This window comes from Paenibacillus sp. FSL R7-0198, from assembly GCF_038000415.1.
Taxonomy (GTDB): Bacteria; Bacillota; Bacilli; order Paenibacillales; family Paenibacillaceae; genus Paenibacillus.
In genome coordinates this window covers 1,363,577-1,388,222 of record NZ_JBBOCB010000001.1, presented here as the reverse complement: position 1 = coordinate 1,388,222, position 24,646 = coordinate 1,363,577, and the positions used below count along the sequence as shown (strand labels likewise).

The 24,646-nt window shown below is 46.5% G+C and carries 19 protein-coding genes; 13 read left to right on the top strand and 6 right to left on the bottom strand.

The annotated features are described in order from the left end of the window. Positions 1-305: 305 nt before the first annotated feature. On the top strand, positions 306-815 hold the full coding sequence (locus MKY87_RS05850; RefSeq protein ID WP_340963327.1) for a shikimate kinase: 510 nt from the start codon (positions 306-308) through the stop codon (positions 813-815). Between the two features lie 135 nt (positions 816-950). Here the strand turns inward: MKY87_RS05850 and MKY87_RS05845 are convergent, their stop codons facing one another. Then, entirely contained in the window at positions 951-1,256 is a 306-nt protein-coding gene (locus MKY87_RS05845) for a rhodanese-like domain-containing protein (RefSeq protein ID WP_017687407.1), read from the bottom strand. Positions 1,257-1,361: 105 nt separating this feature from the next. Here MKY87_RS05845 and aroA point away from each other — a divergent pair, with 105 nt between their 5' ends. The 4 genes from aroA (at position 1,362) to ptsP (ending at position 6,987) form a co-directional block, all read left to right on the top strand. Continuing rightward, positions 1,362-2,657, top strand: coding sequence for a 3-phosphoshikimate 1-carboxyvinyltransferase (aroA, locus tag MKY87_RS05840; protein WP_340963325.1), 1,296 nt, complete (start codon positions 1,362-1,364; stop codon positions 2,655-2,657). A 60-nt stretch (positions 2,658-2,717) separates the two neighbouring features. Beyond that, entirely contained in the window at positions 2,718-3,152 is a 435-nt protein-coding gene (locus tag MKY87_RS05835; RefSeq protein WP_017687409.1) for a CoA-binding protein, read from the top strand. A gap of 197 nt (positions 3,153-3,349) precedes the next feature. Then, entirely contained in the window at positions 3,350-5,230 is a 1,881-nt protein-coding gene (locus MKY87_RS05830; protein ID WP_036674872.1) for a glucose PTS transporter subunit IIA, read from the top strand. Beyond that, on the top strand, positions 5,227-6,987 hold the full coding sequence (gene ptsP, locus MKY87_RS05825; RefSeq protein ID WP_036674873.1) for a phosphoenolpyruvate--protein phosphotransferase: 1,761 nt from the start codon (positions 5,227-5,229) through the stop codon (positions 6,985-6,987). Before MKY87_RS05830 ends, ptsP begins: the two co-directional genes overlap by 4 nt. 120 nt (positions 6,988-7,107) lie before the next feature. Here ptsP and MKY87_RS05820 read toward each other — a convergent pair whose 3' ends face one another. Next, positions 7,108-7,632, bottom strand: a complete 525-nt coding sequence (locus MKY87_RS05820; protein WP_339782732.1) for a type 1 glutamine amidotransferase domain-containing protein — start codon at positions 7,630-7,632, stop codon at positions 7,108-7,110. Between the two features lie 276 nt (positions 7,633-7,908). Between MKY87_RS05820 and MKY87_RS05815 the strand changes: the two genes are divergently transcribed. The 4 genes from MKY87_RS05815 to MKY87_RS05800 all read left to right on the top strand — a co-directional run bounded on the left by MKY87_RS05815 (position 7,909) and on the right by MKY87_RS05800 (position 10,714). Next, entirely contained in the window at positions 7,909-8,322 is a 414-nt protein-coding gene (locus MKY87_RS05815; protein ID WP_338587884.1) for a hypothetical protein, read from the top strand. A gap of 122 nt (positions 8,323-8,444) precedes the next feature. Next, positions 8,445-8,792, top strand: a complete 348-nt coding sequence (gene ytxJ, locus MKY87_RS05810) for a bacillithiol system redox-active protein YtxJ (RefSeq protein WP_076211424.1) — start codon at positions 8,445-8,447, stop codon at positions 8,790-8,792. A gap of 92 nt (positions 8,793-8,884) precedes the next feature. Further along, positions 8,885-9,898, top strand: a complete 1,014-nt coding sequence (gene ccpA, locus MKY87_RS05805; protein ID WP_062835383.1) for a catabolite control protein A — start codon at positions 8,885-8,887, stop codon at positions 9,896-9,898. Positions 9,899-10,018: 120 nt separating this feature from the next. Next, positions 10,019-10,714: a 5'-methylthioadenosine/adenosylhomocysteine nucleosidase gene (locus tag MKY87_RS05800; protein ID WP_340914005.1), complete on the top strand. Its 696-nt coding sequence runs from the start codon at positions 10,019-10,021 to the stop codon at positions 10,712-10,714. A gap of 138 nt (positions 10,715-10,852) precedes the next feature. Here MKY87_RS05800 and MKY87_RS05795 read toward each other — a convergent pair whose 3' ends face one another. Further along, complete coding sequence (locus MKY87_RS05795) at positions 10,853-11,485, bottom strand: GNAT family N-acetyltransferase (protein WP_340963322.1); 633 nt, start codon at positions 11,483-11,485, stop codon at positions 10,853-10,855. Between the two features lie 295 nt (positions 11,486-11,780). Here MKY87_RS05795 and acsA point away from each other — a divergent pair, with 295 nt between their 5' ends. Beyond that, positions 11,781-13,505 carry an acetate--CoA ligase gene (acsA, locus tag MKY87_RS05790; protein WP_339782737.1) on the top strand — a complete coding sequence of 575 codons (1,725 nt, stop codon included), beginning with the start codon at positions 11,781-11,783 and terminating at the stop codon, positions 13,503-13,505. Positions 13,506-13,743: 238 nt separating this feature from the next. On the opposite strand, the gene MKY87_RS05785 is transcribed toward acsA, so the two are convergent. From MKY87_RS05785 to rpsD, 3 genes are all read right to left on the bottom strand, one after another. After that, positions 13,744-16,839, bottom strand: coding sequence for a transglycosylase domain-containing protein (locus MKY87_RS05785; protein ID WP_340963319.1), 3,096 nt, complete (start codon positions 16,837-16,839; stop codon positions 13,744-13,746). Between the two features lie 229 nt (positions 16,840-17,068). After that, positions 17,069-19,174: a methyl-accepting chemotaxis protein gene (locus tag MKY87_RS05780; RefSeq protein ID WP_340963316.1), complete on the bottom strand. Its 2,106-nt coding sequence runs from the start codon at positions 19,172-19,174 to the stop codon at positions 17,069-17,071. A gap of 188 nt (positions 19,175-19,362) precedes the next feature. Continuing rightward, on the bottom strand, positions 19,363-19,962 hold the full coding sequence (rpsD, locus tag MKY87_RS05775; RefSeq protein ID WP_062835377.1) for a 30S ribosomal protein S4: 600 nt from the start codon (positions 19,960-19,962) through the stop codon (positions 19,363-19,365). A 465-nt stretch (positions 19,963-20,427) separates the two neighbouring features. Between rpsD and MKY87_RS05770 the strand changes: the two genes are divergently transcribed. The 3 genes from MKY87_RS05770 (at position 20,428) to MKY87_RS05760 (ending at position 24,638) form a co-directional block, all read left to right on the top strand. Continuing rightward, positions 20,428-22,419 carry a sensor domain-containing diguanylate cyclase gene (locus MKY87_RS05770; RefSeq protein ID WP_340963313.1) on the top strand — a complete coding sequence of 664 codons (1,992 nt, stop codon included), beginning with the start codon at positions 20,428-20,430 and terminating at the stop codon, positions 22,417-22,419. Positions 22,420-22,553: 134 nt separating this feature from the next. Further along, positions 22,554-23,411 (top strand): hypothetical protein, encoded by an 858-nt coding sequence (locus MKY87_RS05765; RefSeq protein WP_340963310.1) that lies wholly within the window; start codon positions 22,554-22,556, stop codon positions 23,409-23,411. Positions 23,412-23,522: 111 nt separating this feature from the next. Further along, positions 23,523-24,638, top strand: a complete 1,116-nt coding sequence (locus MKY87_RS05760) for an aminopeptidase (RefSeq protein ID WP_340963307.1) — start codon at positions 23,523-23,525, stop codon at positions 24,636-24,638. Positions 24,639-24,646: the final 8 nt, after the last annotated feature.

The following is a 24,646-nucleotide window of genomic DNA, read 5'->3' as shown; positions in this document are numbered from 1 at the left end:
GGTGATTTTTTGAAATAAGCTTACTGAGATTCGTTAGAAGTTTAACTGCGCCTATTTTACTTAAATAAGCTCATTGGAGTTCGTTAGGTTGTTGGTTGGTTACTGATTGAGACGTATGGGGGCTCAAAACTGCTTGAGGGTGATCTGACGTAGGATTAGATGCCGGGAGTTACTTAATCTGTCTTGGAAGGTTGCGGATGGTCGAAAGGAAGTCGGTGAAGGAGATGGTCTTTCCCAGTCCGCAGGGCTGTGTTATGATAGGACAAAAGTGCTCACGAATTGCTTTAATTAAAGGAGTGTACACCTTGAGCAAGTCTAACAATATTATTCTCATTGGTATGATGGGAACCGGCAAATCAACCGTCGCTGACATGCTTGCACGCGAGCTTGGTTATCGATTGATTGATGTGGACACCGCGGTGGAAAAAGAGGAAGGCTGTACGATTCCGGAACTGTTCACTGGCAAGGGAGAGACGTATTTCCGTGATGCCGAGAGCCGCATGTTATGCTCGGTGCTGGAGAAAAAGTCACAGGTCATAGCGACCGGAGGTGGCGTGGTGCTGCGTTCGGATAATTGTGACGTAATGTCGAAGAATGGTTGGGTTGTTGCCCTGACTGCTGACCCGGCAGTGATTGTAGAACGTGTTAGCGGCTGTGACAATCGTCCGCTTCTTGCAGGCAATGCAGAGGAACGCATCAAGACGATTATGGAAGAACGGAAAGACGCATATCGGTTCGCACATTATACGGTGGATACAACCGAGTTATCCGCCGCTGAAGTGACTCGTATAATTTTAGCGCATTACCGCGTCTAAGCTTGTTATCATGGAAGTTTAATAGTTGATAGGTGGTGGCAGATATAACAAAACGGGCCATATAGGCCCGTTTCTAGGAGTGGAGCAGAGCAGAAGTCACAAGGTTACAAATGCTTCGCTTCTCTCCGGGTTTCTCTAGTCTTCCTGTTGCCACTGAAGCATACCGCCGACCATGTTTGTACAGCCTTCATATCCCAGTTGCTGCAGATATTCACATGCACGCTCACTGCGGTAACCGCTACGACAGATGATCACGATCTCGCCTGATTTCTCAATCTCAGACAGTCGGTCCGGAATCTGTCCAAGCGGAATATGCTTGGCTCCTTCGATCATGCCTTGCGCGACTTCATCGTCCTCGCGGACGTCTATCATCTGCAGCTTCTCTCCCGCCTGTAAACGGCGGCGCAGCTCAGACGTTTCAATTTCAGCTATTTGTGTCATATTCAGGTCCTCTTTTCTGTATGGACTTAACGCTATAATGATACCCAAGCGATGCACGGAATGTCAATTTGGCCACAATATAATCAATGAAGGAGAATTTCATCCATGGACGTTATTGTTAAACCAACCCCCACGCTGAACGGGGAAATCGGGGCTCTGTCCTCTAAAAACTACACTACCCGCTATTTGCTGGCTGCTGCGCTGGCAGAAGGCACAAGTACCATTCATTTCCCGGCACACAGTGAAGACAGTGACGCCATGCGCAGATGTATTCGCGATCTGGGTGCAGTACTTGAAGAAGACGACAGCAAGATTGTGATCAAGGGCTTTGGCAGTCATCCCCGTGATGTGCGTGAATTGAATGTTGGGAATGCGGGTGCTGTACTTCGTTTCCTGATGGGCGTTACAGCGCTCTGCCCCGAAGTTACATTTGTGAATACGTACCCGGATTCTTTGGGCAAACGTCCGCATGATGACCTGATCGATGCGCTTGGTCAATTGGGCGTAGAAGTACAGCACGAACAAGGACGCTTGCCGATTACAATCAAAGGTGGCAATGCCAAGGGTGGACACATTCGTGTATCCGGCTCCGTCAGCTCCCAATATCTGAGTGCATTGTTGTTTGTAACACCGTTGCTTGCAGAAGACAGCACCATTGAAGTGCTGAATGACCTGAAGTCCAAGGTCGTTATCGGACAGACGCTGGAAGTGTTGGAGCAAGCAGGCATCGTTATCCATGCGAGTGATGATTACATGTCCTTCCGTGTACCAGGTGGACAGGCTTACAAGCCAACGACCTACACGGTTCAAGGAGACTACCCGGGCTCGGCAGCCGTTCTTGCCGCAGCAGCGGTTACACAGTCTGATGTGAAAATTCTGCGCCTGATGGAGCAGAGCAAACAGGGTGAACGTGCCATCGTTGACGTGCTGCGCATGATGGAAGTGCCATTGACACATGAGAACGATGTTGTACACGTTCAAGGTAATGGCAGACTGAAAGCGATCGAATTCGACGGGGATGCCGCGACGGACGCCGTTTTGGCTATGGTAGCCGCAGCTGTGTTTGCGGAAGGGACGTCACGGTTCTATAATGTAGAGAACCTGCGTTACAAGGAATGTGACCGAATCACCGATTACTTGAACGAACTGCGGAAGGCAGGAGCAAACGTTGAAGAGCGTCAAGCAGAGATTATCGTACATGGACGTCCGGAAGGCGTTGAAGGCGGCGTTGAGATTAACGCTCACTACGATCATCGCGTAATTATGGCGCTCACTGTTGTTGGTCTGCGTTCCAAGGAGCCGCTTCGTATTCGGGATGCACACCATGTAGCCAAGTCTTATCCGCAATATTTCGATCATTTGCAGGCGCTTGGCGCCTCGGTTCAATGGGTAAAAGAGTAAATAACTGAAAACCTGTTTTTTTGAACACGCACTTTAATCAGAAAAGGATGGTGCTTGAACATGGAATTTAACAACCCTACTCGTGAAGAAATTGGACAACTTTTGCGCAAGGCAGGCAACATCGCAGTCGTCGGCTTATCAGACAAATCAGATCGCACTTCCTATATGGTGGCAGAAGCCATGCAGAGCAGAGGTTATCGCATCATCCCGGTTAATCCACAGGTGCAAGGTGAAATCCTGGGAGAGACGGTATATGCTACACTGGCGGATATTCCAGAGCCAGTAGACATTGTCAATGTGTTTCGTCGCGAAGAGTTTTGCGCGGATGTCGCTCGTGACGCCGCTGCCATCAAAGCAAATGTGCTGTGGCTGCAACTTGGCATCCATAGTGATGAAGCGGTCCAGATTGCTGCAGAGAACGGCATGACAGCGGTAACGAATCGTTGTATCAAGGTAGAGGATTCCATCGTTCTGCGCGGCGCTGGACGCGGCTGAGAGGCTCGTTCACCTGTGATCGAATGATCTCCTGATCTGAACCAATTGAATGATTATAGGCTGAATCCCGTTAACTTGAAGTTGACGGGATTTTTTCTGTTCTATTTTTGCCGTTATTAATTACCAATTGGTTACTGTTTTGCTTTGACAAAACGTTGCGTAAAGCTTACCATCTAGGATAGAAAGGAGAGGTCGCCATGAATTGGCTCGGATCCTTGCAGCAGCTCGGACGAGCGGTAATGCTGCCTACAATGGTCCTGCCCGCCGCCGCAATTTTGCTCAGTGTTGGCAGTCTGCCTTGGGACGCCTGGGGATTGGATATTGTCGGTGAAGTGTCTACCGTGGCCGGACACGGTATTTTTTATTTCTTACCGTATCTGTTCGCTGTCGGTGTAGCACTGGGACTCTCCAACCAGGCCGGACAAGCGGGACTTGCTGCTCTGGCTGGTATCGTGATATATGATCAGGTGACTCGGAACTTCGGGGATGGCACCGTCCAGCCCGCTTCCTTAATCGGAATCATACTCGGCGCGCTTGCCGGTGGGATGCATAATCGGTTTAAAAGCATTAAACTGCCTGAAATTTTACAGTTTTTTGGAGGTTCAAGGTTTGTTTTGCTCATCGTCGGACTCTGTTCGGCATTGTTCTCCTGTTTTATGTTATGGCTCGCTCCGATCCTACAGCATGGATTGAACGGCATTGCTACCTGGGAATACAGTCTCGGGGGGTTTGGACTTTTCATCTACGGAGTGTTATACAGGGTGCTGGTTGCTTTTGGGCTTCATCACCTGCTTAACAATGTGTTTTGGTTCCAGTTAGGGACGTTTGAAACGCCTGATGGTAACATTGTGCAAGGGGATTTGCCCCGATTTTTTGCAGGTGATCCAACAGCAGGATTCTTTATGGCAGGTTTGTTTCCCATCATGATGTTTGCCATTCCAGCAATAGCTTTTGCTATTATTCAGGAAGCCAGGGAAGATCTGAAACCAAAAATCAAGAAAACTTTTCTGACATCGGCACTCGTTTGTTTTCTAACCGGGGTATCGGAACAGATTGAGTTTGCTTTTTTGTTCGCAGCACCTTATCTGTTCATCGTTCATGCAGTGATGTCCGGCGTTGCCATGTGGATTAGTTACTGGCTTGATATCCGGCATGGATTTTCTTACTCCGCTGGTATTATTGATTACATACTCAATTTCCATCTATCGGAGAATGCTTGGAAGCTCATTCCGATTGGCATACTATATGGGCTGGTTTACTACTTCCTGTTCCGATGGGCGATTCGTACGTTCAAGATTCCAACACCAGGACGTGAAGAGGGCTCTATGCTGGAAGATTGGGTAGGTAACATTCCTTATCAGGCACCTTTAATCCTCGAAGCATTGGGTGGGAAGAGTAACATTGTACAGGTTGAAGCTTGTATTACACGTCTTCGCCTGACTGTGCATGATGACCGCCTGATCGACACGGGGGCCATGAAGAGTATGGGGTCCGCTGGACTGATCAAGCTGGGTGGCGGTAACGTACAGGTGGTATTCGGGACCTACTCGGAATTGATTCGGGAAGAAATCGCGAAGCTGCTGGAAAGAGATCTGCAACAGGTGCTGTTCTGTGCCCCCGTTCAGGGCAAAATGCTCCCGATTGAAGAGGTGCCGGATCAGATCTTTGCAGCCAAACTTGTCGGTGATGGTGTAGCCTTTGTTCCAGAAAAGGGAGAGCTGGTCTCACCCGTGTACGGAACGATTATGCACTTGTACCCGACTATGCATGCCTTGGGTATTTCTACCCGTGAGGGGCTTGAAGTGTTACTGCATATCGGCATCGATACCTCTCAGTTGAAAGGCCATTTTGAAGCTTTTGTTCAGGAGGGCGATACGGTGGAGCCAGGGCAGTTGTTGATCAAGTTTGATCTGGCAGTACTCCGCGAGCAAGCGGCGTCACTAACAACACCAATGGTAATTACGAATCCGGATCGTGTAAAATCATGGAGTTTTGCTCCATTTAAGCAAGTTAAGAAAGGTCAGGCATCCGTTATGTCCGTGGTGCTCTATGACAGGAACGTTGGAGGGGTAGAATGAAGATACAAGGCATCAACGGAGCTGCAGGCATAGCCATCGGCAAAGCATTTGTCCTGCCCAGTTGGGAATGGGATCTGCCGGATCAGAAGATGGATTCGGTGGATCTTGCCCAAGAGTTCGAACGGCTGTATGAGGGCATACGGACATCAAAGGATGAGATCGAATATATCAAAAATGAGTTCAAGGAAGTTGTTGGTCCAGAGGAGTCCAGTATCTTTGATGCACATCTGGCAATCCTGGAAGATCCGGTATTCATGAACGAAATTCGCGGTATTATTGAGCGTCAATATAAGGCAGCAGAAGTGGCGGTCAAAGAAGCCATAGACCATTTTGTCACGATGTTTGACTTGCTGGAAGACGAGTATATGAAGGAGCGGGCTATTGACATCAAGGATGTGGGTAACCGTCTGCTCAAGCATTTGCTCGGTGCACCGGAGATTACACTTCCTTCCGATACCCAGCCGTATGTACTCGTCGCCAAAGAACTGTCGCCATCTCAACTGGCGCATCTGAATCCCACCCATGTACTGGGCATTGTAACCTTGATTGGCGGGAAAACATCACATTCTGCGATTATGGCTCGTGCCCTTGGCATTCCTCTCGTTTCCGGTCTGGAAGCGAGTCTTGGCATGCCGGTAGAGACAGGGGATATGCTTGTGGTGGATGGTGACAATGGCTTGGTATTTACGGACCCGGATCGCAAGACGATTGAACGGTATACCATGCTTCGCAGCAAACAACTGAAGAAAAAGGAACAACTTCAAGTCCTTGCTACCGTGGATGCTGTAACCAAAGATGGGGCCGTTCTGCACTTGGCTTCCAATATCAGTTCGGTGAAGGAATTGGACCTTGCTTTGAAACAAGGAGCCAAAGGTGTGGGCTTGTTCCGAACAGAGTTTTTGTATATGGACCGTGCTACGTTCCCTGGTGAGCAAGAACAGTATGAGGTGTACCGTCTTGTGGCAGAGAAAACAGCAGGACAATCCGTTGTTATTCGTACACTGGATATCGGTGGTGACAAGCAACTCGATTACTTTGAATTGCCGGAGGAAGACAATCCGTTTCTGGGGTATCGTGCTATTCGGATTAGTCTGGACCGCAAGGATCTGTTCAAAACACAGCTTACAGCCATCTTGCGTGCCAGTGCGGCCGGAAATGTCAAAATTATGTACCCGATGATCTCTTCGGTGGAAGAACTTCAGCAGGCCAATGAGATTCTCCGTGAGGCGATGTCTGATCTGGACGAGCGGGGATTATCATACGACCCTCACATTCAGGTGGGAATTATGATCGAAGTTCCTGCAGCGGTGATGATTGCTGATCTGCTCGCAGAGGAAGCTGATTTCTTCAGTATTGGTACGAACGACCTGGTTCAATATGTACTGGCAGTAGATCGAATGAATGAGCAGATCGCTCATATGTATCACCCCTATCATCCAGCTGTTCTGAGGATGCTTCGTGCAACAGCAGATGCGGCTCATACGGCTGGAATTGATGTCAGTGTGTGCGGAGAGATGGCAGGGGACGAACGTGCCATTCCGCTTTGGTTGGAGCTTGGCATTCGCCACTTGAGCATGTCTCCACAATCCCTGTTACGTGTGAAGCACAGAGTGCTGAACACAACAGCATCGACCGCCAAAGAAGAAGCACGAAAGTGCTTCGCCTTACGGACCAGCGGAGATATTGAGGAGCGACTGCAAGTTTTTAATGACTCCACGGGAAGTCCGGATGAACAAAGTGGTTCGAACGCATCGTGATTAGGGAAACTGGATATAAATACCTTTAAGTTAATATATTTACATTTGTGATAATTATTGATTGAAAAACTTGTTATATAAAATAACCCCACTGTGCATGAGAGCACAATGGGGTTATTTTTACATGTCAGCGAGTGCATCACAGAATGCCTTGCCATAAGGTGGAAGGTCAGGCGGACGACGTGCTGAGATGATATGTCCATCAACAACAACGGCTTCATCTTTCCAGATGGCACCTGCATTTTCCATGTCATCCCGAATGCCTGGTGTAGAGGTAACTGTAACCCCGTCCAGAATTTTGGCAGAAATCAGCACCCAGCCCGCATGACAGATCTGTCCAATCGGTTTCCGGTCTGCATTCATTTCCTTCACAAGCTCCAGTACTTTGGGATAACGACGCAGCTTGTCTGGCGCCCAGCCGCCTGGCACAAGAATGCCATCGTAATCTGAACTGTCGAGTTCATCGAAACTGTATTCGGCTTCAGCAGGCACACCGTATTTGCCAATATAGGTTTTTCCTTTTTTCTCTCCAGCAAGATGCACTTCTGCACCTTCTTCACGAACCCGATGTACAGGGTACCACAATTCTAAATCCTCGAATTCTTCATCGACCAGAGCGATGACTTTTTTACCGGTTAATCTCATGTCCATCTCTCCTTTTTGCGGTGATTAGGTCTGTTGCGTCTTTAATTGTAACAGATTCTCCAAGGGACTTCATGGAAGTGCATATTCAGTTTGGAGGAAGCGATTACAAGTGAGTAACTGCCTGCATTCGACAACCTTCATCTGGAGGGAGTGGTAATTTGTGCAACCTTTCGTTTATAGCAGGATTTGAGCCGAAATAGGTCGAATGGTACTTATATAGAGTATAGAACGAATGAGGTGATGGTTGTGCGCAAGTCGTGCAGATGTGGACATGTAATGGAGTTGGAATTAAGAACAGTGGTATACGCCAAAAAAGTGGAGATTCGAAACGTACCCGTATTTGCGTGTACAGACTGTGTATCATACGAAGTGCTTCCGCCGGTCAAGCCGGACTTAACAGAATGCATAAGCACATTGGGTGAACAACCCGTGAAGCAAGACGTATCTTTTGGTGAACGTAATGAACTGGCAGACCTGTTTCATGAGCTACTGCTGGCCTGGCCGGATGCGACCGATCGGGAGATGGAATATCGAATGCAGCAAGCAGTGGAGGAACGTATCAATCTGCTGCTGGACATTATGGGTTACGCAACGAAGTCTGGTGATACAGCGTGGATTGAGACCACGGAGCGCAGATTAAGTCAATTATCCGGATTTGTGTGGCAGGAATACTTCTCAAATGCTGTCTAATTTTGACGTGTAAAATGCTTGTTTTCATGAAAATTGGCTTTTTCGCGCACTTTTTGTTAAGATATCGAAGAGTGAAAACGCTCAACATAGCGGTATTCCTGGTAAAGGGGGATGTATATCTAATGGCTGACATGACTAAAATGACAAGTATTGAACAGCTAAACTCCGCATTGGAGGCTACCAAGGATCAACCCTTGCTTCTGTTTAAGCATAGCACGCGCTGTCCGATCAGCTCGAACGCTTATCAGGAGATGAACGATTATTTGCTTAACAATGCCAATGAACAAGTGAAATATGGCATCATCTATGTTGTGGAAGATCGCCCGGTATCCAATGAAGTAGCAGATAAGCTGGGTGTTAAGCACGAATCTCCACAGGCGATCCTGATCAAAAAGGGAATTCCTGTATGGCATACTTCCCATTCAGATATTACTAGAACCACACTTACGAATGTTTTGAGTGAGTCCTAAAGCCTATTTTAATTGATTAATGCAAAAATTTGTCGTAATATAAATCTTAATGAAAATGGTATGAAAATTTACTGGTAATGGAGAGAAGTACTGTGACGGTAACCATTTATGATGTGGCACGTGAAGCTGGAGTGTCTATGGCAACGGTATCACGGGTAGTTAATAATAACCCTAATGTGAAACCGCAAACGCGGAAAAAAGTATATGAAGCCATCGAACGGTTGGGATATCGTCCGAACGCGGTAGCAAGAGGTCTGGCAAGCAAGAAGACAACCACGGTCGGGGTCGTTATTCCAGATATTTCGAACTCAACCTTCGCGGAGATTGCCCGCGGAATTGAAGATATTGCGAATATGTATCACTATAATATTATTTTGTGTAATGCAGACAAGAAGAAAGAAAAAGAAATTCGTGTTATTAACACGTTGCTCGAAAAGCAAGTAGACGGACTGCTCTTCATGGGCGGAACAGTAACGGACGAGCACATTCAGGCGTTCCAGTCTGCGGCTGTGCCGATCGTACTTTGTGCAACGAGTGATGAGAAGGGTACATTCCCTTCGGTGGATATTGACCATGAGGCGGCTGCGTTTGACGCGGTAAACACCCTGATTCGTCATGGACACAAGGAAATTGCAATGATCAGTGGTACATTGCAAGATCCTGCAAATGGATATGCACGTTTCCAAGGTTACAAGAAAGCACTGGAAGCAGCAGGCATGGAATACCAGGAGGATCTGGTACGTATCGGTAACTATCGTTATGAATCCGGTGTGGAAGCGATGAAATATTTCCTCGGACTGAAGAAGAAACCGTCGGCGATCTTTGCTGCAACAGATGAAATGGCGATTGGTGCCATTCACAGTATTCAGGATGAAGGTCTGAAAGTACCGGATGATTTCTCCATTATTAGTGTGGATAACATCCGTATGGCTTCCATGGTGCGTCCTCAGTTGACAACAGTGGCTCAGCCAATGTACGACCTTGGCGCAGTAGCGATGCGTTTGCTGACCAAGTTGATGAAAAAGGAAAATGTGGAGAACCCACGGGTTATTTTGCCGCATGAAACGATTCTTCGTCTGTCTGTAAGTCACGCGGATGTAGTTTAATCGGGATTTTATACAGGAAAGGGAGAAGCCATTCTCTCTACATAGTGGATATGCGAAAGCTCCGGAGACGGAGCTTTTGTGCTGAATGAGGTTAAAAGTGAAAATAGGAGGTAGCAGAAGATGCGTGAAACGATTGGGATTATCGGAGCGATGGATGAGGAAGTCGAGCTTTTGCTGGCGGGTATGAAGCAGCTTGAGACGGTCAAACAAACCGGGATTACATACGTTGCAGGCGAGTGGCTGGGCAAGCAAATTGTCGTGTGCAAATCCGGCGTAGGTAAAGTAAATGCAGCGGTTACGACGCAGATCTTGATTGATCGTTTTCAGGTTGATCGCATTATCTTCACAGGTGTTGCGGGTGCAGTTAACCCGGATCTGAACATTGGAGATATGGTTATATCGTCTGTATGTATTCAGCACGACATGGATGTAACGCCACTGGGGTTCGAACGCGGGGTTATTCCTTACCAAGAGACATCTGCATTCCCTGCCGAGGCTTCGCTTATTACATTGGCTGAAGAAGCGTGTAAAGCTCAGGGAGCCAATTACCTGATCGGTAAAGTGTTATCTGGAGACCAATTTATTGCGAATAAAGATACAGTTAACATGTTATATACGGAAATGGACGGTGCATGTGCCGAGATGGAAGGGGCAGCAGTTGCTCAGGTCTGTTACATGAATCGAGTACCATTTGTTGTCCTGCGTGGGATGTCTGATAAAGCGGATGGTTCGGCGCATGTTAACTTTGCTGAATTTACCGTGCAATCTTCGCAGCGTTCACATCGCATTGTGGAGCATATGTTAGAAAATATGTAAATGGCATAAGCTTCAGTTGCAAAATCCATCCAAAATCAATGAAAAACCGCCTTTCGATTAGCTGTTCCATGAAGTATGGAGCAACGCTGCGAGAGGCGGTTTTTGTTATGTATATCGTTTTCGAAATAGATCATCGAATTAGTACATGAACCGATAGCGAAAGCGTACACGATCAAACTGTTCTTCCGATGTGATGGGCACCTGACTTCCGATACGTACCATCAAACAGTTCGCAGGATGTGAACAGATTTCGGGGTCGTCTGTTGCATACCAGGTCATGTCGATCGTTTCCATCAGCCTCTCCATCATTTTGCGATAATCCCATACGTTTAGACCGCTGCCCTTCAGATCCCAATGCCAATAATATTCTGTGGTGAAAATAATGTAGTTCTCCATGTATTTATCTTCCAAAGCGGTAAGCAACATCTCACGTCCAATGCCAAGCGAGCGATAGTCGTCCGCAACCTCGATTGCCCCAAGCTCAATCAGATCAGTCATATTACCCTCGGACCAGCGTTCACAATCATCCGCATAGTGAAAAGTTACATAACCAATAATCGTCTCATTTTCATGTGCAATGATAATTCGCCCTTCAGGTAATGCTGCGATCTCTTCGAGAGCTTCCTGCTGCTCCGTTGGGCGCCGAAAGGCATCCAGATCCGGATGGAAGGCAAGACGGGTTATCTCCTCGGCCTGCACGGGGCCTTCAACAGTAATCCGGTGTCCGGACTTGAAGATGGAACGCATATGATGTTCTTTGATATGTTCCATGGTTCATGCTCCTCTCTCTCCTACTTATAGAGGTTGTTCAAAAAGTCCGCTATAGCAAAAATCCAAAAAATTGAAAAGCCATAGACGACAATTGAAAAGATTTGCTATAATTGCGTAGACAAAAAATGTTCACAATTCAATACAGTATAGTTAACATCTGTTTGGCCGAGCAAGTACATGATGAGAAGTTCTCTCTACTAATGTAAGCGCTAACTGGAAGTTCAGTCAACACAAAGGCAATGAGAAATGACCCCTAACGGGAATCGAAATGTCGAGTTGAAGGAGGCTGGCAAGCATGAGTCAAGCACATGGTGAGATGCTGCAAACGGTTGTGTCTGAATCTAATCTGGGCGATTACACGGAGGCGAGAAGCCGGTTCGATTGGGAATCGGTGGAAAGGCACTTTACGTGGCACGCCAGCGGAAAAGTAAACATGGCGCATGAAGCGATTGATCGTCATGTACTGGAAGGAAGGGGCGGGAAAACCGCTTTATTGTATAGCGATGCTTCACGTGAAGAGGCCTATACTTTCGCTGATCTGAGTGAACAGTCGAGTCGGTTCGGGAACGTTCTCCGTAAATATGGCATAGCCAAAGGGGAACGGGTGTTTATTTTTATGCCTCGAAGTCCTGAGCTGTATTTTAGTCTCCTGGGCATATTGAAAGCTGGAGCCATCGCGGGCCCTTTGTTCGAAGCTTTTATGGAAACAGCAGTGAAGGATCGGCTGGAGGATAGCGGAGCAGTAGCACTCGTCACAACTCCAGAATTACTGAAACGGATCAAACGTTCCGAGTTGCCCGAACTCAAACATATATTTATTGTGGGTGGGGGCGTGCAGACTGAAGAAGGACTCATCGATTTTGATGCAGAGATGTCTGCTGCTTCGGATGAAATGGAAGTAGAGTGGTTGAATCGTGAAGATGGTTTGCTTATTCATTATACCTCAGGCTCTACGGGTAAACCCAAAGGGGTGTACCATGTTCAAAATGCCATGATTCAGCACTATTATACAGGTAAGGTTGTTCTGGATTTACGTGAGGATGATGTATACTGGTGCACTGCGGACCCTGGTTGGGTGACAGGGACTTCTTACGGTATCTTTGCTCCATGGCTCAACGGAGTGACTAATGTGATACGTGGCGGTCGTTTCAGTCCTCAAGATTGGTACAGCACCATTCAGAAGAACAAAGTCACGATCTGGTACAGTGCACCAACGGCCTTCCGTATGCTGATGGGAGCGGGAGAAGAGACCATCTCCCAGTTTGATCTGAGCAGTCTGCGTCATGTCATGTCTGTCGGTGAACCGCTCAATCCAGAGGTTGTTCGTTGGGGATGGAAAGCCTATGGTCAGCGAATTCATGATACATGGTGGATGACGGAAACAGGCGCACAGCTGATCTGTAACTATCCCGGAATGCCGATCAAACCAGGCTCCATGGGACGTCCGTTGCCTGGCATCGAAGCAGCCATTATTGATGATCGCGGGCAGGTATTGCCGCCGTACAGTATGGGTAATCTGGCCATACGGGCACCTTGGCCATCCATGATGGCGAAGATCTGGAATAACCCTGTGAAATACGAGGAGTATTTCAGGCTTACGGGCTGGTATGTATCCGGTGACTCCGCTTATATGGATGAAGAAGGATATTTCTGGTTCCAGGGACGTATTGATGATGTGATTAATTCGTCAGGCGAGCGTATCGGTCCCTTTGAGGTGGAGAGCAAGCTTGTGGAGCATCCTGCGGTAGCAGAGGCGGGTGTAATCGGTAAGCCGGATGTGACACGTGGGGAGATCATCAAGGCCTTTGTGGCGCTTCGTGAAGGATATGAGGCGACACCGGAGCTGAAAGAAGAGATCTATCGTTTTGTCAAAGAGGGCCTGTCTGCCCACGCTGCTCCGCGTGAGATTGAGTTTAAGGATAAACTGCCTAAGACACGTTCCGGCAAGATCATGCGGCGTGTCCTGAAAGCCTGGGAGCTTGATCTGCCAACAGGAGATCTATCCACCATTGAAGACTAACGTGACAGTGCTAGGATCATTAATGTGGCGCTATCGATACCGATACATTGAGTCGTGGGAAGAAGTTAATATTCTACGATTCCAAATACAGTGACTCTACCCATTAAAATCGGTTGTAAAAGCCTGCTTTATGCCAATGGCATGAAGCAGGCTTTTTGGCTGCTGTAAATACAAATAAAAAGCCGCACCCTCAGATACAGTCTGAGGATGCGGCTTTTTTTGGAACGCTATGCCTGAATCAGGGTTGAAAATGTATGGCTGTAGAAGGTTCGGATTCACCCGCACTGTTACTGGCAGATACCTTGAACCATCCACTGGTAGATGCGGGTACTCCATAATCCATGGTATTTCCTGCTGTTGTTCCAATTTTGGTGTAAGGAGCTGAGCCTGTTTCACTGTAATATACAGCATAACTATCTGCGTTTGGACTGGACGCCCATTGAATACGCAGTCCTTGAGAGAGAGCAGTTACGCTGACTTGACCAGGTGTGCCTGGGGCTGTCGTTGTTGTATTGTCGGTCTGCGTTTCTCCTGGCGTAATGACTGTACCTGGAACTTCAATCGGCTCATTAATCTCTTCTTTCACAGGAGGAGCTACACCAGCACTATTTACTGTAGCGCTAGGAGCAGACTCTCTGCCTGCAACATCCACTGCCGTTACATAGAAGGCGAAGTTACCGCCTTGCGCTGCATATGCAGAGAATGATCTGGATTCACCAGTCAGGACAACTTGACCCTGGTTCTGGAATCCTCCACCGTTTACAGAACGGTACAGACGATAACCGACGACATCATTTTCAGGTGTGGCATTAAATGTAATGACTGCTCTGTCACCTGAGGTTGAGATGCGTACGTTGCCTGGTGCATCAGGAGCTTTGCCGTTATCTGTCCTTGGATCAATCTGTGTCGGCATGTCTGCATCAGCATCTTCAGGAAGATAATAAGCAAGTGACTCATGTCGACTCATACGTGAGAATGCATTTTGCAATTCTTTGATCAGATCCGAGATTGGTTTTTTACGCTTGATTACTGTTTTTTCCTTCAACATGTCCGAAGGTGTTCCGTCACGCGGAATATAGTTTACACCATTGTAAGTAATGTACCTGGCTTTGGCTACACCGTCATCGCTATCCTTCGGAACAAACTTGCTGTTGAAAATATCTGTAACAAATTTGTCAGTCATGGATGTTGGCAACTTGCCGCTGTATGCCGACACCGTGCGCGTTTCGATGCCAGATGGTTTTTTGAACGAATCCGTGACGAACAGATCTTTTTGCGTATCGATCACTTCGTTCAGGATTTTCGACCACAGTTGCTGCGCACGTTTTCTCTGTGATTTACTTTCCAGCGTATTCACCGGCTGTTTGTATCCAACCCACACGCCAAGTGTGACATCTGGTGTATAACCTTCAAACCAGACATCTGCGTAGTTTTGAGTGGATCCCGTTTTACCTACGATTGGCACACTCTTGGAATATTTGTAATTTTCACGTACTTTATCTGCCGTTCCTTCTGTAATAACGGTCCGCAGCATATCGGTCATCAGGTATGCTGTTTGCTCCGAGAAGGCTTGGACAGGTTCAGTATCGTGTTTATAAACGATGTTGCCTTTGGAATCTACAATTTTGCTAATCATGTAAGAATCGTTATATACACCATTGTTGGCGATCGCACCATAGGCACTGGTTAATTCTTCAACGGTTACACCGTATTGGAGACCTCCGAGAACACCTGTCTGAGCCTGATAATCTTCCTTCTGAATGGTGGTAATCCCCAGTTTCTTGGCGAAGGTCCAAGCCTTCTCGATCCCTACTTCTTCATTAAACAACTTCAGAGCCGGTATATTAAGAGAATAATTCAGTGCTCTGCGGGCAGTGACTAGTCCCTGATACCGGTTGTTGGCATTCTTGGCAATGTGGTAGCCGCTCGGACCATTCTTGAGAATGATCGGTGAGTCATCAATAATAGAAGCAGGTTGGACAAGACCCTCATCCAGAGCTGGCAGATAAGCTGCAATAGGTTTCATCGTTGAACCTGGTTGACGTACCATCTGTGTTGCATAGTTCATCTGTTCGTCCTGGAAATCCCGACCCTCAATCATACCTAGAATAGCACCGGTTTTGTGATTAATCAGCATAGCAGCAGTTTGTTCTTTTCCTTTGACAGGATCATCTGCTGAGAAATTGCTGTCATCTTCCGCAATGGTACGCATCGTTTTGTAGATACTTTTGTTGATGGTCGTGTATATACGATATCCACCTGTCCGCAGTTGCGTCTGAGCTTCCTCTAATAATGCACTGCTTTCCTTCTGAGGTGTGTCTGCATCCGTAGCTTTGTCTGTAGATTCAGCTGTGTCGGAATTCAACTGTTTCATCAAAATCTGTGCAGCTTGTCGTTCCGTTTCCATCATAAGATATGGATAAGTGTTGTAAGCCTTGATGGTCTTCGGAGCGAGCGAGCTTTTGATATCAAAAGCAAGAGCTTCGTCATACTCGGACTGATTGATTTTGCCCAGTTCAAGCATACGGCGCAGTACCAGATGCTGACGGTTGATTGCGCGGTCAAAATTCTCCTCTACAAAATCACCTTTACCGTTAAAAGCGGAGTAAGAGGAGGGGAGTTGTGGCAATCCAGCAAGATAAGCAGCTTGAGCGATGTTGATTTTTTCCAGATCGTTGATATTGAACAATCCTTTGGCGGCCGCTTTGATTCCGTAAACGTTGTATCCGCTGGAACCATTACCAAAAGGAACTTTGTTCAGATAGGCAGTCATGATCTCGTCTTTGGTCAGGAAACGTTCGAGTCGGAGTGAGAGCAAAATTTCTTTCACTTTCCGATCTTCCGTGCGATCCAGATTCAAAAACACACGACGTGCCAATTGCTGAGTCAGTGTACTACCGCCGGTTTGTACTGATTCTTTCAGCACTTTCTGTTTCACGGCACGTAGTGTTCCGCTCATGTCTACACCTTTATGTTCGTAAAAATGATTGTCTTCAATCGAAATGACAGCATCAATGACCTTCTGTGGGATCTGGTCCGTAGTGACCGGACGCCTGTCTTCTTCCGTACGTAATTGACCGATCGGACTGCCGTCGGCAAAGTAAGCAAAGCCTGTGATGGAGTTTTCGCTGACTTTTTGTTCAATCAGGGCCCTTGAACGGACAGGCTCGTCTTTCACAATGGAACTGACGTATCCCATCAAAGCACCGCCTACAAATAGTGCCCCCATAAATCCAAGGACAACCATCCATTTGACGAAACTTCCCAGTCTGCGGGCAAAGCTGCGTTTGCGTACAGGCTGTTCATCGGGCTTTTTCTTATTAACATCAACCATTCAGTGTCTTCCTCCTTTTAACAGCACTTATTATAGCATAAAAAGGCGGGTTTGCATGCCTGAGAAATACAAGTAATGGTCGAAATTTGCCATTCTGCCATGCATTATGCTATATATCATGCGATATTGAAGCACATTTCATGAGTTGTAAGCCAAAATAAGCAGGCCACCTCCATGCTGAGGTGCATAGGGTGGCCTTAATGATTTGTCGTATTGGAGGTCTTTTACATTAGGTTTTGAAGCGTTGAATCAGTTCCAATAGTTCCTGGGTAAGATTAGCGAGAGAGGCAGATGCCGCGGTAATTTCTTCCATGGATGCGAGTTGTTCTTCAGAGGCAGAGGCAACACGAGTTGCATGATCTGCTGTCTCATGACCAATGGTTTTGAGTTGCGCTAGTGTGGCATCAACCTGCTGTGATCCAGCTGACATCTGCTGCGCAATGGCTGAGACATGCTCAATCTGCTCATTCACATCTGTAATCTGTGATGAAATGGAGAGGAAGAGTTCACCACTTTCATTAATCACTTCCGCTATATGACTCACCTCGGCATTCCCCTGTTCCATATTTTCAACGAGAGAAAGGACCTCTTGCTGAACGCTATGAATCAACGCTGCAATCTGCGCTGCTGATGTTCTGGATTGTTCAGCCAGATTACGGATCTCGGAAGCAACAACACCAAAGCCACGCCCGTGTTCACCTGCTCGTGATGCTTCAATGGAAGCATTAAGGGCAAGAAGATTAGTTTGACGGCTAACTTCCGTGATCATGCCTGTAATATGGCCAATCTCTTCCGAACGTTGACGGAAATTCTCCAGTGCGGTCATGGACGTCTGCACAGAAGAGGTGGCACTATCGACCATACGCATGGCGGACTGAATCTTATCGGTTCCAACCGTTGTTCGCTCAGCCACAGCTCGGGATGAATCCGATACATCGGAGGCGGCCTTTGCAATTCTTCCGATCCCTTCAGATATTTCATTCATGGAACGGGAGGACTCTTGCAGCTCCTGCACCTGTTTACCTGCTTTATCTGCAACTTCTACTCCTGTTAATGCAATCAGTTCGGCTGCTTTACCTGTTTCTTCGGCACCTGCGGTCAATTGTTGAGAAGTGGAGCCGACAGATAAAGCATGTTCGGATATAACTGATATGGTATGTCGCAGTGTATCCATCATCTGATTCATATGACCCGCCATGACGCCAAATTCATCTTTGGATCGTACAGGTAACTTTTGTGTCAAATCTCCGCCAGCTAGCTGTCCAGCGACGATATTAACTTGATTCAGCTGCCTTACAATGGAGACGATAGTGTAGGTAACCACACCTGCAAGCAGAAGTACTGCCAGTCCGGCAATCAGTATGGACCAGTTCAAGCTGTCATAGAACGGTTGAAGGATGTGGCTCTTTGGCAGCGCCGATACAAGGTACCAGTTTGAATCCGTTCCTTGTAACCTGGCGGGCTCGGCAATAAACAGTTCTTCCCCTACTTCAGGGTCTGTAGCGTAAAACTGAGACTCACCAGATTGTATACGCTGAATGATCGTCTTCATTTCAGATGGAATTACGGCTCCTTCATTAGCCAGTTCCGGTTTGGAGCCGTGTGCAGCGATCTGTCCTTCGCTAGTAATAAGCATGGCATAACCCTGATCCGGATTAAGTGATGCTATATTTTGCTGAAAACGATCAATGGTAAAGTCGGCCCCAACAATGCCCAGAAAAGTATTGTTTTCATCTAATAGGGGGAGGACAATCGAAACGAGCAGTGTTTCTTTTCCACCAACCGTATAGGTAACAGGTTCGGACCAATAGATGGATTTGGTTTTCTTAGGTTGCTGATAGTAAGTACTAGTTTCACCGCTTCCCTCATAAGTAGGCATTGGCTCAAAATGCAGGGAGTTGCCTTCGCGTATAACGTATGGAACGAATCGACCCGTAGCATCATCATATTCTTTTTTGTTGATGTGCTCCGCATCGTTTCCATCAAAGGCATCAGGTTCCCAACCCGTATAAAAGCCAAAAACTTTCTCGTCCTTTTTCAGATATTGTTCAAGAAGTCTGACGATTTCTTCACGGTTGAGTGATCCGTTCTGAGCAGCATCCAATAACGTGGTACTCATGGTGTCCAACGTGTTTTTAACCTGATTAATGTCAGTCATAAACTCATTCGTAGCCCGGTTTGCTGCCTGTCCAGCAACGGTTTCGCCGTACTGGAGGCTTTTGTCGTAAATGGATTTGGTATTAAATGCAATCAGGGCTCCAATACAACAGAGTAATACGATACCGAGTAAAAGTCCAAGCTTAACAGCGAGCTTGCGATTGCGAAAAAAATGCATGTTTTAATCCCCCTCGATGTCATTCTTGTGATGTATATATGGATGTGTGCTTCTCCTGAAGGGAGTCTATATTTTATATCGTTATTTACGTTCCTATAATGAAGATAATTAAAAAAAAGCATAGAAAAACAGCCGCCGAGAAAATCTCGACAGCTGTTTGGATTGAAACTTTAATGTGATTGCAACGATTAACGGTTGTAGAACTCGACGATTTGTTTTTCATCGATGTCTTGGGACAATTCAGCACGCTCAGGCAAGCGGATGAATTTACCTTCTACAGCTGCTTCGTTGTATTCAACGTATGCTGGAAGATGCGAACGGCCTTCCAAAGCTTCTTTAACGGAAGAAAGAGCGCGGCTCTTCTCACGCAAGCCGATTACATCGCCAGTGCTTACTTGGTAAGAAGCGATATCGACTTTTTTGCCGTTTACAGTTACGTGACCGTGTGCTACCAACTGACGCGCTCCAGCGCGGGAGTTAGCAAACCCAAGGCGGTAAACGAGGTTGTCAAGGCGGCACTCAAGCAAGAACATGAAGTTCTCACCGGCAATACCTTGCATTTTTTGAGCTTTAGAGAACAGTGTGCGGAATTGCTTCTCGCCCAAACCGTACATGTGGCGCAATTTTTGTTTTTCTTGCAATTGCATACCGTAGTTGCTCATTTTTCTGCGTTGGTTAGCTCCGTGCTGACCTGGAGGGAAAGGACGTTTCAATTCTTTGCCTGTTCCGCTAAGGGAAATGCCGAGGCGACGGCTCAATTTAAATTTAGGACCAGTGTAACGTGCCATGTTTAAAGTAGCTCCTTTTTAGTTAAAGTTCATATTAGGGCTCTGTTTGCGCTCCAATTTGTTGATGCGGGCTTGGCCTCGCATAGAACGATCAGGAAAGTTCAGCCGCTGTCCTGAAAGCAACAAAAAGAATGAGGGTGACACAACCGGTAATGCCCAAATTTAAAGACCCATTAGTAGTCTTCATCAACAATTTATATTACAGTTTAAGATAAACAAAGTCAAGCGTAGAATAAAAGCAAAAAAACGTCTAAATTTGTCGATAGGTCATTGGGCCTAAAATAATGGGACAATTTTCTGAAATATGGATGCAAAAAAGCTTTAAACAGAGTAAAATAGATTGTATCTTAACTTTAAATCATCTTTATGTAACAAGGTTATCGCAACGAAATTGCAGGTTTGCGATAACGTCTGCAGATTAATGCATCCTGGTGGATGCAAAAACGGTGCAAAGGAGCGCCTGACATGTTAGAACATCTAAGAAGTTTACCTGCCAGCTTGAATTCACGAAGTTCGGGCGATTCCGCATCTTTTGCCGCTCCTCGTTCTCATGAAGAGCATGTGTTGTGGATGCAAAAAATGGATATCACACCTTTTGATTTTTCATATTTGGGCAGCTTGCTAGAGCAGGCATACAGTGACTGGAACTCCAGAGTGGGTTCAAGGCTGGCCAGAACATCAACCTTTTACAGCGTGTGGAACACGGAAGGCGATTGCATAGGATACGATAGCGATCATGAAGCTAATCCGGGCGTAAATGCACGCAGGCTGGTATTGGAATGTTTGGATAAGAAACAGGTCCTGTCTCTTAAAGGGACAAGCGAACACGGAGAATATCTTATAATAACACATCCCTTATTTTCCAGAACAAACAAGGATATGTTTGCCGTATTCACTGCTGTGATCTATGATTCCAATCGATATGAAACGTCTGAAGCTGTGGTTCAATCTGAGGCATTGCATTATCGCACCTGCTTTTACCGAAGATTTGAATACATATTTATGACGGACCTGTTACATGCTCATGAACAAACAGCCCGTGAGGAACACCGGAGGTCCATCCTCTTTCAGATTGTTCAGCGAATGCATGACAAAATGGATGTCGAGGCCATATTGGATGAGGTATTTGACAGTATGGACTACTTGTACCCGGCCACTTATATCAAATTGTATATGTCTCAGGATCAGAGCAACTCTGATCCACGGATTAAACCGTTGCTTGTCCACGAGCGAGGAGAAGATATTTGTGTGCGTTCATTTATGGAAGGTAAGCTGATCGTTGCTCGCTCAGATGATGCAGAGAACCGCATTGTAGATGTAGGGATTCCGCTGAAAGGCAAACAAGGCATTTACGGCGTATTCCATATCGAAATGAATGAAGAGATCATGGAAGAATCCGACTTGCAATTGATTACGATGATGGTAGACACTGCAGGAACGGCCTTTGAGAACGCCAAGTTGCATGAACAATCCAATATGTTAATTCAGGAACTTCGTTTAATTAATGATCTTACACAGCGGTTGAACAAGAGCCTGCATCTTTCAGAGATATATCAATTGTCCGAGCAAGAGTTAAAGGAAATATTCCAGGCTGAAACGTGTTGCATTCTTCAACTCAATGACAGTACCAATGACTTCGAAGTCATGTCATCTAACGTGAAAGATGTTTTTCACCAATCCTTTTCTGTAGACTACGGCATCGCAGGCTTGGTGTACCGAACAGAGGAACCGCTTATTATAGTCAATTATGCGCAATATGATAAAGTGTCCTCCTTTTTCATGGAAGATACGGGATCCATGTCACTGATTGCATCACCGATCAGAGTCAATGGTGAAGTGAAGGGTGCCATTTTGCTGGGACACAGTAGAGAGCACTACTTTTCATATGATAACTATAGGCTCTTGCAAATGTTATCCATTCATATCGGGCTTGCCCTGTCAAATGCCACGCTGCATGCCGAGGTTCGGCGCTTGGCTAATCTGGATATGTTGACAGGTCTTTACGTGAGGCATTATCTGGATAGTGTGATTCACGAGCGACAGGCTCATGAATTCTGTGGCTCCCTCATTGTGGTGGATATTGATCAGTTTAAACAGGTGAATGATACATTCGGACACCAGACGGGGGATCAAGTATTGAAGCAAGTGAGTGAGATCGTCACCAGCTCTGTTCGCTCAGAGGATGTCTGCGCCAGATGGGGTGGAGAAGAACTGGCGATCTATATGCCACAGGTGAGTGTAAGGCAAGCGCTAGATTATGCGGAAGTGATTCGAAAGAGAGTCGCAGAAGAGACCAGACCGCTCGTCACGGTATCCAGTGGCATCGCAGAGTGGAATTGGATGGATGAAAAGGTCAGTGTAGAGTCCTTGTTTTATCGGGCTGATATGGCTTTGTACAGCGCCAAGAATGGTGGTCGGAACAGAATCGTTGTAGAGGAACAGGATGTAACACGTTAAGAGAGAACAATTCCAAATGCGGAGTCGTTCTCTTTTTTTGTGCATCGGAGAATCAGGTTGTGTATAGAAGGAAGTATAAGCGTATACGGGCGGGGCAATCTATGGAGAAAGTTCACGGAAGGGTGAAGATAGACATGTTTAACCGCCATTCGGTACGTACATTATGGTTATTTGTGAGCATCGTGATTATTGGTGTTCCGGGTTGTGGATTAATCCAGCGAGATCGAACACCTGAAGAGGTTTTTTCTCTGGCTTTATCGGGGATAGCGGGAAAAGAAACGTTGAGTTTTGAAGGAGAGGCAGGACTTCGACGGGAGAACAGTGGGCTGTTCGAGAATCAGTTCAAATTCGAAGGCAAGCTGGAGAATCATGATCGTCTGACCCTTCAGACCCGATTGCCTGGAGAAGTGACCGCTGTGGGCACAGGCATTCAAACGACTGCCGTAAAAAATAATGGACAGCCCAGTGGGTTTAGCGCCTCTTTCGAGCGGAAACAAGGGCAATGGACGGCATTGACAGCGCAACATGAGCCGCTGCGTGGTTCTCTTTCCCGCTTTAATCCAATTGCCCAAATGGAAAATATTGATAAGATGAACAAAACCATTCAATCCGAGTATGGGGCCGGTCGTCGAACCAGAACATTACGGATTGAACTTGCAGCGGAAGACGCCAAAACATGGGCTGTAGCTCAGCTGAACGACGAAATGAACGCCATTCGGGCAGAATATATGCATAAGGCAGCTGCGGTAAAAGGAGCGCGTAAAGAGAAGCTTGAGAAGGATCTGGACAAAGTTTGGAAACAGGGTGAAATAACGATGCAACAGATGATGAAACAAGCGAGCGTGCAGACGGTATATCATCTCACCGTAGATCGGAAGAGCAGTCTGCCTCTTCGCTTATCCTCTGAAAGTCAGGTGAGTTACACGGACAACAACCGTAAAAGTAACAAAGAAGCCCTTGTCACCGATGTAAACTTCAAATCATATCAATAAACGAAGTGAGGGACTGCCTGCTGACGGGATGACTGTTCGCGTGCTACAATAGTATCGTAATTTACCGTTGTTCAATTCAAGCGTGGCAGAAGACAGGAGGATTTTACCAAGATGAAAGACCCAAGAATTCAAAAGCTTGCAGCAAACCTGGTGGGCTATTCAGTAGATGTACAGCCTGGTGAAAATGTATTGGTTGAGATGATTGGATCGGAACGTGATCTGATTAACGCCATTATTGAAGAGGTAGGCAAAAAAGGTGGTAACGTCTTTGTACAGTTGACCGATAAAACCGTACAGCGTGCTATGCTGAAAAATGCGACAGAAGAAATGATGAAAACATGGGCAGAGATTGATCTGAACCGTATGAAGCAGATGGATTGTTATATCGGTATTCGTGCGGGAGAAAATGTGAATGATCTGTCCGATGTGCCGGAAGAAAAAATGAAAATGTACAATTCATTGTACTCCCACCCGGTACATAGTGAACAACGTGTCAAACATACGAAATGGGTTGTGCTTCGTTACCCTAACGCAAGTATGGCGCAACTCGCCAATACGAGTACAGAAGCGTTTGAAGATTTCTACTTCGACGTATGTAACCTGGATTACGCCAAAATGGACAAAGCGCAGGACTCGCTCGCTAACCTGATGAAGCGTACGGATAAAGTTCGCATCACCGGACCGGAAACAGATCTGAGCTTCTCCATTAAAGATATCGGTGCAGAGAAATGTTCTGGGCAAAAAAATATTCCGGATGGCGAAGTGTACAGTGCCCCTGTGCGTAATTCCGTGAACGGAACGATTAGTTATAATACGCCAACGCTGTATAACGGAGTGACATTTGAAAATATCAAGTTCACGTTCGAGAATGGAAAAATCATTGAAGCGACAAGTAACGATACTGAGCGTTTGAATGAAATCCTGAATTCGGATGAGGGTGCTCGTCATATCGGTGAATTCGCGATTGGATTTAACCCGCATATTCTGCATCCGATGAAAGATATTCTCTTCGATGAGAAAATCGCAGGCAGCTTGCACTTTACACCAGGTCAGGCTTACGAAGAAACAGACAATGGCAATCGCTCGTCCATCCACTGGGATCTGGTGTTGATCCAGCGTCCGGATTATGGCGGCGGGGAGATTTATTTTGACGATGTGCTGATTCGTAAAGACGGTATCTTTGTTATTCCTGAGCTGGAATGCCTGAATCCGGACCGTTTGAAGTAGGAGCAGGA

Bases quoted from the DNA above. Each gene is read 5' to 3' on its own strand.
- MKY87_RS05845 (WP_017687407.1), bottom strand. From the start codon at position 1,256: ATGACACAAATAGCTGAAATTGAAACGTCTGAGCTGCGCCGCCGTTTA.
- aroA (WP_340963325.1), top strand. From the start codon at position 1,362: ATGGACGTTATTGTTAAACCAACCCCCACGCTGAACGGGGAAATCGGG.
- MKY87_RS05835 (WP_017687409.1), top strand. From the start codon at position 2,718: ATGGAATTTAACAACCCTACTCGTGAAGAAATTGGACAACTTTTGCGC.
- MKY87_RS05830 (WP_036674872.1), top strand. From the start codon at position 3,350: ATGAATTGGCTCGGATCCTTGCAGCAGCTCGGACGAGCGGTAATGCTG.
- ptsP (WP_036674873.1), top strand. From the start codon at position 5,227: ATGAAGATACAAGGCATCAACGGAGCTGCAGGCATAGCCATCGGCAAA.
- MKY87_RS05820 (WP_339782732.1), bottom strand. From the start codon at position 7,632: ATGAGATTAACCGGTAAAAAAGTCATCGCTCTGGTCGATGAAGAATTC.
- MKY87_RS05815 (WP_338587884.1), top strand. From the start codon at position 7,909: ATGGAGTTGGAATTAAGAACAGTGGTATACGCCAAAAAAGTGGAGATT.
- ytxJ (WP_076211424.1), top strand. From the start codon at position 8,445: ATGGCTGACATGACTAAAATGACAAGTATTGAACAGCTAAACTCCGCA.
- MKY87_RS05800 (WP_340914005.1), top strand. From the start codon at position 10,019: ATGCGTGAAACGATTGGGATTATCGGAGCGATGGATGAGGAAGTCGAG.
- MKY87_RS05795 (WP_340963322.1), bottom strand. From the start codon at position 11,485: ATGGAACATATCAAAGAACATCATATGCGTTCCATCTTCAAGTCCGGA.
- acsA (WP_339782737.1), top strand. From the start codon at position 11,781: ATGAGTCAAGCACATGGTGAGATGCTGCAAACGGTTGTGTCTGAATCT.
- MKY87_RS05785 (WP_340963319.1), bottom strand. From the start codon at position 16,839: ATGGTTGATGTTAATAAGAAAAAGCCCGATGAACAGCCTGTACGCAAA.
- MKY87_RS05780 (WP_340963316.1), bottom strand. From the start codon at position 19,174: ATGCATTTTTTTCGCAATCGCAAGCTCGCTGTTAAGCTTGGACTTTTA.
- rpsD (WP_062835377.1), bottom strand. From the start codon at position 19,962: ATGGCACGTTACACTGGTCCTAAATTTAAATTGAGCCGTCGCCTCGGC.
- MKY87_RS05770 (WP_340963313.1), top strand. From the start codon at position 20,428: ATGTTAGAACATCTAAGAAGTTTACCTGCCAGCTTGAATTCACGAAGT.
- MKY87_RS05765 (WP_340963310.1), top strand. From the start codon at position 22,554: ATGTTTAACCGCCATTCGGTACGTACATTATGGTTATTTGTGAGCATC.
- MKY87_RS05760 (WP_340963307.1), top strand. From the start codon at position 23,523: ATGAAAGACCCAAGAATTCAAAAGCTTGCAGCAAACCTGGTGGGCTAT.